The organism is Sphingobacterium sp. SGG-5 (genome assembly GCF_011043525.1).
In the GTDB taxonomy this organism is placed as follows: Bacteria; Bacteroidota; Bacteroidia; order Sphingobacteriales; family Sphingobacteriaceae; genus Sphingobacterium.
Window position 1 is genome coordinate 169790 of sequence record NZ_JAAKGO010000008.1, and the last position, 7304, is coordinate 177093.

General features: G+C 43.3%; 7 protein-coding genes. 5 read left to right on the forward strand and 2 right to left on the reverse strand.

Annotated features, from left to right (window positions below; genetic code table 11):
* The first annotated feature begins 17 nt into the window (after positions 1–17).
* Positions 18–461: a PepSY-like domain-containing protein gene (locus tag G5B30_RS13825; RefSeq protein ID WP_165320577.1), complete on the forward strand. Its 444-nt coding sequence runs from the start codon at positions 18–20 to the stop codon at positions 459–461.
* Positions 462–476: 15 nt separating this feature from the next.
* Here the strand turns inward: G5B30_RS13825 and G5B30_RS13830 are convergent, their stop codons facing one another.
* Entirely contained in the window at positions 477–1523 is a 1047-nt protein-coding gene (locus tag G5B30_RS13830) for a 3-oxoacyl-ACP synthase III family protein (RefSeq protein WP_165320578.1), read from the reverse strand.
* Between the two features lie 72 nt (positions 1524–1595).
* Between G5B30_RS13830 and G5B30_RS13835 the strand changes: the two genes are divergently transcribed.
* The 3 genes from G5B30_RS13835 (at position 1596) to G5B30_RS13845 (ending at position 5309) form a co-directional block, all read left to right on the forward strand.
* Positions 1596–1877: an ATP-dependent Clp protease adaptor ClpS gene (locus tag G5B30_RS13835; protein WP_165320579.1), complete on the forward strand. Its 282-nt coding sequence runs from the start codon at positions 1596–1598 to the stop codon at positions 1875–1877.
* 80 nt (positions 1878–1957) lie between these two features.
* Complete coding sequence (locus G5B30_RS13840; RefSeq protein WP_165320580.1) at positions 1958–4435, forward strand: TonB-dependent receptor domain-containing protein; 2478 nt, start codon at positions 1958–1960, stop codon at positions 4433–4435.
* Between the two features lie 58 nt (positions 4436–4493).
* On the forward strand, positions 4494–5309 hold the full coding sequence (locus tag G5B30_RS13845) for a DUF1080 domain-containing protein (protein WP_165320581.1): 816 nt from the start codon (positions 4494–4496) through the stop codon (positions 5307–5309).
* A gap of 120 nt (positions 5310–5429) precedes the next feature.
* Here the strand turns inward: G5B30_RS13845 and G5B30_RS13850 are convergent, their stop codons facing one another.
* Complete coding sequence (locus tag G5B30_RS13850) at positions 5430–6491, reverse strand: helix-turn-helix transcriptional regulator (protein WP_165320582.1); 1062 nt, start codon at positions 6489–6491, stop codon at positions 5430–5432.
* A 567-nt stretch (positions 6492–7058) separates the two neighbouring features.
* On the opposite strand from G5B30_RS13850, the gene G5B30_RS13855 reads away from it, so the two are divergent.
* On the forward strand, positions 7059–7277 hold the full coding sequence (locus tag G5B30_RS13855) for a hypothetical protein (RefSeq protein WP_165320583.1): 219 nt from the start codon (positions 7059–7061) through the stop codon (positions 7275–7277).
* Positions 7278–7304 lie beyond the last annotated feature (27 nt).

Below are 7304 nucleotides of genomic sequence, written 5' to 3' on the forward strand. Positions count from 1 at the left end.
ACAAAAATAAAAAAGATATGAAAACACTAATGAACGGTATCGTAGTTATGATGATGGTTGTAGCTACGACAGCAGCACAAGCACAGGTTAAGGCAATTTCTTTTGCGCAATTGCCAAAAAATGCACAAAGTTTTATCAGCAAGCACTACAGCGAAAAGAATGTATCTTACATCACCGAAGAAAGCGAATTTTTATCATCCGCAGAGTATGAAGTACGTCTAAAAGACGGAAAAGAGATAGATTTTGATTCAAAAGGCCAGTGGAAAGAAGTCGATGGTAAAAAGAAAGCCATTCCTGCCGCGATTATTCCCGCACCGGTGGTTGCTTATGTCAAAAAGAGTTTCCCCGAAAATGACATCGTAAAGATTTCCCGCTCCAGCCGTAGGTACGAAATAGAGCTATCGAATGGCTTGGATTTGGAGTTTGACAAAAAAGGGAATTTTTTAAGGATTGACGATTAATTAATCGTCAATCTTTTACCACCGGATTAATGCCGATCCCCAGGTGAAGCCCGCACCGAAAGCAGCGAGACATACCAGATCCCCATCTTTTATTTTTCCGGCTTCCCACGCTTCGCATAGTGCGATCGGAACGGATGCGGCCGTTGTATTACCGTACTTCTGAATATTGTTAAAAACCTGATCATCACGAAGCTTTAGCGTTTTTTGCACAAACTGTGCAATCCGTAGATTCGCCTGATGGGGAATAAGCAGGTCTATATCGGCGGGTGTCAAATTGTTGTTGGCTAATGCTTCGACGATGACTTCGGGAAATTTAACTACCGCTTTTTTAAAGACCGCCTGACCATCCATATAAGGAAAAGCCGTGCCGTCGTCCAGCATCTCTTTCGTTATCAGCATACCGCCCAATTCCTGGTCCGGCCAGTTCGGCTGATTTTCCAGCCAGATGCCGCCTGAAGCTCCCGGATAATACATAGCGAGTTTCTCGGCTTCCGCTCCATCGGAATGGAGATGAGTACTCAAAATGCCTTTATTTTGCTCCGTCGTAGGTTGTACGACTATTGCACCGGCGCCGTCACCAAAAATAACCGATACGGCACGCCCCCTTGTGGAATAATCCAGCGCAAAAGAATGCTTCTCCGATCCCACGACGAGAATATTTTTATACATGCCGGTTTTGACGAACTGATCGGCGATAGATAAGGCATATACAAATCCGGAGCATTGGTTGCGTACATCCAACGCACCGATTTCCTTCATATTCATTTCCCGTTGCAAAAGAACGCCACATCCGGGGAAATAATAATCCGGCGACAAGGTCGCAAAGATAATAAAATCAATATCCTGCGGTGTGACACCCGCTCGCTCAATAGCTATTTTTGCCGCTTCTACACCCATAGTTGTTGTTGTCTCGCCGATGCGGTCGGCATAACGGCGTTCCTGTATCCCTGTCCGCTCCTGGATCCAGGCATCACTGGTATCCATAAACCGTGTTAAATCCTCATTCTTGTAAACGTTTTTCGGCACATAAAAACCTACACCTGCAATTTTAGTCTGGAACATGTTTTAAGATTTATAACAACAATCAAGACTACAAAATTACGCTTTTTTTGAAAAATACAGTATTTTTGCGGCATGAGTGTTGAAACCACGCAAGAAACCTATAGTCTCGAGGAAATATTGGCGTCGTTTAAGGAAAGCCATAGGCTTATCCTTTGGAATGATGAAATAAATACATTCGATCATGTTATCTATTGCCTGATGCATCATCTGCAATATAGCGAAGCCGAAGCCGAGCGCATTGCATGGAAAGTTCATACCGAGGGCAAATGCCCCGTACTGGAAGGTAGCTATACCGAGGTAGAGATCTACCGTAAGATTTTGAAAGCCGAAGGCCTGACTGTTTCGGTTGAATAGCGCTGTCGGTAATAATACAGTTACGTTTAGGGTTAATTATTAAATATTGTGGATTTTTACGGCAATATCACAATAGTATCATGCACGTAAAAAGCTTATATTTATTATTTCTTCTGTTCCCTTTTTATTCCTTTGCACAAAACGGATCGTTAAAAGTTACCGTCAAAGATGCCAATTCCAATGCGCCCATTGTAGGAGCGAGCGTATCGTTGCTTACCCCTGTTGCGGGAGCCTACCTTCGCGGTGGACAAACCCAAGCCGATGGGAAAGCTGTTGTTGACGATATCCCGTCCGGTAAATATACACTGAAAATTTCTTATATCGGCATGGCCGACTATATCCGTGAGGGGGTACAGATCGCAGCTAATAAAACACAAGATATAGCCACTGTCACGCTGACACCTGTCGGCGAAGAACTTAGCGAAGTGGTTGTTCAGGGAAAAATACCCGAGTTGCAGTTGGGTATTGATAAAAAAGTATTCGATGTGTCCCAAAGTACGATCAGTGTCGGGGGGACAGCGGAGGACTTATTGGGGAATGTGCCTACCTTGCAGGTAGACGCTGATGGATCCGTCAGCTTGCGCGGTTCGACCGGTGTACGTATATTGATAGATGGCAAGGAGTCGGCTATGGCTGGAAGTGATATCAGTAAACTCTTGCAATCTTTGCCGGCAGAGGCGATCTCGAAAGTGGAGATTATGACCAATCCGTCAGCGAAATACGATGCTGAAGGACAATCAGGTATTGTCAATATCGTGCTCAAAAAGAATGTCCGTACAGGCCTCAATGGTACTGTAAATGCATCTATAGGGAATTACGACAATTATATGGCCGGTGCTTTCCTGAATTACCGCGATAGTAAATTCAATTATTTTGGGAGCTACAATTTTAACCATCGTAATCGTCCGGGTGAGGCCTCTGTACGGAATGCACAGCTTATTGATGGAGAAGAACGCGATAATAGCGAGATTACCACGACGAACTCCGAGCGGTATCGGAAGGGAAATAATCATTCCTTTCGCTTGGGGGCTGACTATTACGCCACAGACAAGACAACGCTGAGTCTGGGGACCAACCTCAGTATCCGGGACAATGATCGCGGAGAAGATATCCACTATCGTTATTTCAATCAACCCGAGTGGGGGTCGGAAAGTGACCGTTCCTCCCGGCAATCCGAGCAGGATTTTGGGTATGACCTGACTTTTGATTTCCGGCAGGAGCTTGTCCGAAAAGGAGAGGAGCTGACCGCGAATATTACATTCGGGGACGACCGGGAAGATGGTACGAACGATTACCTGCAGACTTTTGACACCGATCGTTTTCAGCAGGAGCGCTATAATACGACAAGTGAAAGTGGACAAAACTGGAACTTTCAGTTGGATTATGTCTTGCCTTTAGGTGAGAACCACAAGTTTGAAGCTGGCTATCGTACTATATTGCGTAATTCGAACGAAAGTCAGTATTCAGACACCTTATCACAAGACCATGGCATCGTACCGGATTTTGGCGTCAGCAATGACTTTGAAATGCGCAGCGGCGTACATGCCTTATATGCCAACTACCAGCGGATGCTTTCGGAGCGGATTGGTATGCAAGTAGGGGTGAGAGCGGAAGATGCTTATCTGAATACCCTCTATAAAAGTTTAGATCCCGACGTGGCACCGACGCCTGGTACATTGGACTACTTCCGTCTTTATCCGAGTGCCTTTCTGACGTATGACGTCAATAAAGAAGGCGACAAGATACAGTTGAGCTATACCCGTCGTGTACAGCGTCCCCGGGGCTTTCAGGTCAATCCTTTTGTGAACCTGTCGGACGAGACCAACCTCCGCCAAGGTAATCCCAATCTGATGCCCGAAGATATCCATGCATTTGAGCTGAGTTATGCACGGTTTTATGACAAGTGGAACTTTGTGAGTTCGGTATACTATCGCCGTGTGAATGATATGTCGCAACCCTTTCAGTATGATATAAACGACGAGGTGGCAGCTGAGTTTTTAAATGCCAATAAAAATGCAACGTTTAGCCGATGGGAAAACGTCGGAAGTCGAAACAGCACAGGAGTCGAGCTTATTGCGAAGGTGAATATCGTCAAGTGGTGGGATGTGACCACGAATTTGAATGGTTTTTATAATAATCTTATCCCTTATGCGCAATTTAATATTGCCCGGCCGGAAAATTTAGGCTGGAATGCCAATGTACTGACGAATGTGCGGTTTACGTCTGCTCTTTCCCTACAGGCAAGAGCCGATTATAGAGCACCGATGAAAACATTGCAGGGACGTTTCAAATCCATGTCCGGGGTCGATCTGGCTGTACGTCAGGATGTGTTAAAAGGAAAGGGAACCTTGGCGTTGAACGTTCGGGATCTGTTCGATAACAGGCAATTTGGTATCGTAAGTTATTTGCCTACTCGGACGATTGATCAGACCATGCGCTGGCATAGACGTAGTATCAACCTGTCGTTCTCCTACCGTTTTGGTGTACAGGATAAATCGTCCAAGAGCAAAAAAACTGACAGTGGATTCTCGAACGATGACAGCGGAATGGAATATTAGAAGACATTGGAGATATAAATTGTTTTTGATATTTTTAATCCCGATAAACAACAATAAAATGAACAGAACAATAATAGGATCTCTGGTTGTAGTCTTGGCTTGTATGGTAAGCGCGTGTAAAGTAAATCGTGCCACGGCACAGACCGATTTCCCGAACCTCGTCGAGGAAAAAGGGCTTCCCATGGTGAAATTGCAGGATTTGAAAAAAAATAAATCCGGGGCGTACATTCTTTTTAATGGGACCTCCTTAAAAGGGTGGCGTGGTTATGCGTTATCGCATGTGCCTAATAAATGGTCTATCGAAGATGGAACATTGAAATTTAACCGCAAGCCGAATGCGGAGAAGCCTGAAGGAGGTGCTTTGATCTTTGCCCATCGTTTTAAAAACTTTGAGCTGGAGTTTGAGTGGCGTATATCCAAAGCTGGAAACTCGGGTGTTTTTTATCTCGCTAAGGAGATCAAAGGAAAGCCCATCTATATTTCAGCACCGGAATACCAGATATTGGATAATGAAAACCATCCTGATGCTAAACTTGGTGCCGATGGAAACCGTAAATCCGCATCGTTGTACGACATGATTCCTGCAAAACCACAAAATAGTAAACCTTATGGTGAATGGAACCATTCAAAGATTGTCGTCAATGATGGTAAAGTGCAACATTTTCAGAATGGTGTGAAAGTGGTGGAGTATACCCTATGGGATTCATCCTGGGTATCGCTGCTCGAAGCAGGGAAATTTTCAAGTGCGAAATGGCCGGAGGCTTTTGCGCTCTTAAAAAATGTAGGCGGTGACAGCAAATCAGGCGTTATTGGTCTACAAGATCACGGCGATGATGTGTGGTACCGCAACATTACTGTGAAAGTATTAAAGTAGTTGCGTTTGCGAAATCTAAAGTGAATAACAAGGATTTGCGTCTGCTCAAGCAGAACGCAACCCTTGTTACTACAGGTTGATTGGTTTGTAACAATTCTTCTTCAGCACGACAGTGTCGGACTAGCTAAGTGTCAGGTTGTTTGCTCGGTACTCCAAGGGAGAACAACCGATTTCTGTCGTAAAGTTACGGTAAAAGGAAGCCCGGGAGCGAAAGCCACAGGCCTCTCCTAAATCATCTATATTTTTTACAAAATCACTTTTCCGCAGTTCCTGTGCAGCATACTCCACTCGCAGCTTATTGATAACAGCAGAAAAACTTTTTCCGTATTGGTCTTGCAGGAAATGGTGCAGATGTTTGGGCGATATCTTTGTAATGGCCACAAATGCTTGTCGATCGATTTCGGGGTTTATGAAACCCTTGCTTCGAATAAACCGCTGCATCCCCTGTTCGTATTCTCTCCGTTTCCGTGTTGTAAGGGTATAAGCTTCTGTTTTTGGAGTTTCTTCTTCCTCTCCTTTTGGAAAAATACTGTCAGCGGTAAGGGTGCGATGTCCCACGTTGCTTCTAACCCGTCTATATGTAGACATATAGAGTTTCCATCCTATAAACAGAGTACATAGACATAATAACACATGAATAGCACTTTGTAGTTCCAAGTAAAAATCGGTTGTCAAGGCTATAGGAGTAAAAAACAGAGCTGCCCATAATGCCAGGAACAGTACGAAACCACGAGCTTCCCGTAAAAACAGGAGCGAGGGAGATTTTTTTGTTTTCCCGGCCTTATGCCACAGCAGGAGTGAATAGCTGCCGTAACCGATCATTGAAGCGAATGTAGTCGCATACATATATCCGAAATAGCCGTCGCTGTGATCATGTCTGAAATCACTATGGGAGATGAAAAATCCGTAGAACGGAAGACTAAGTATAAACGGAAGTAAATGAATCCAATCTCCTTTTACCGATTCATCGTTTAAGGAACCCTTCATCAAGAAGAGAAGAATAGGTCCCATTGTAAGCCCAAAAGGAAATGCCAGAGAATAGTAATCCTTTAATGGGAATAGGTACCAGAATAATAAGGAGGCTGCGCTATAGGTGGCAAATCCACTGAGTATATATACGACGATTTTATCGTATATCGAGTGCTGATAACTCCATCTTAGATGCAATGTTACCGCACTCATGCTTATGACTAAGACATTTAAAATAACGTAAACGAAAGTTAAAAATAATGTTGTCACTGTGCTCAAAATTTGTCTGGTTTCATCTAAAAAATCTCCCGCTTTATCGGTCGAAGATAAATAATGATCTGACATTTATTTGGAGATCATTGTAGAAAATTTTATTTTGTAGCGTTTCCTCTACAAATCTAATTTTTATCGATTCTCATGATGTCTGTTTGACAGTAAACTTATCCCTTTTATTGCTTCTCAACCTATCGTTTTGATGTCTCATTTTTACTCAAAAATTACCGGCTTCAAAACAAATGCTTTACGTTTTCTGCAAACGTAAAACGTTTATTTTGGCTTCTTTTTCCTGTTTTTTTTAAAGTTAAATAGTTGATTATTAGTCTGTTTTTTGATTGATAGAGCGCTGTGTTGCTGTCTCATTTTGTTCTCATACTTTCTGGGGTCCGAAAATGAGACAATATTTTTCTAAGAATGTAGAGACTTTTGTATTGACTCATCCTTAGCGCGTGTCAGAATCCGTGCATGTTGTGACGGGAGAGAGCGGACACATTAACTTAATATATGGATAAGATGTATCGCCATTTCTTTTCATACTGTATGGAACAAACGGACATGATCTTTAAAGATGATGTTCCTGTCGCCCGTATCATTGGGACAATAGTCATGATCGTTTTGGCCATTTGCGTCTTACCCCTCGTGCTCTACAGCAAGTTTAAAATACTGGAGGAAAGAAAAGAGAAGATGATGAAAACGGTAGGGTGCTGCGAGGACGATATATAATATTTAGAACAACCACAGATCATAGAA

Excerpts from the sequence above, each read along its gene's own strand:
- G5B30_RS13825 (WP_165320577.1), top strand. The coding sequence starts at position 18 with ATGAAAACACTAATGAACGGTATCGTAGTTATGATGATGGTTGTAGCT.
- G5B30_RS13830 (WP_165320578.1), bottom strand. The coding sequence starts at position 1,523 with ATGTTCCAGACTAAAATTGCAGGTGTAGGTTTTTATGTGCCGAAAAAC.
- G5B30_RS13835 (WP_165320579.1), top strand. The coding sequence starts at position 1,596 with ATGAGTGTTGAAACCACGCAAGAAACCTATAGTCTCGAGGAAATATTG.
- G5B30_RS13840 (WP_165320580.1), top strand. The coding sequence starts at position 1,958 with ATGCACGTAAAAAGCTTATATTTATTATTTCTTCTGTTCCCTTTTTAT.
- G5B30_RS13845 (WP_165320581.1), top strand. The coding sequence starts at position 4,494 with ATGAACAGAACAATAATAGGATCTCTGGTTGTAGTCTTGGCTTGTATG.
- G5B30_RS13850 (WP_165320582.1), bottom strand. The coding sequence starts at position 6,491 with ATGAGTGCGGTAACATTGCATCTAAGATGGAGTTATCAGCACTCGATA.
- G5B30_RS13855 (WP_165320583.1), top strand. The coding sequence starts at position 7,059 with ATGGATAAGATGTATCGCCATTTCTTTTCATACTGTATGGAACAAACG.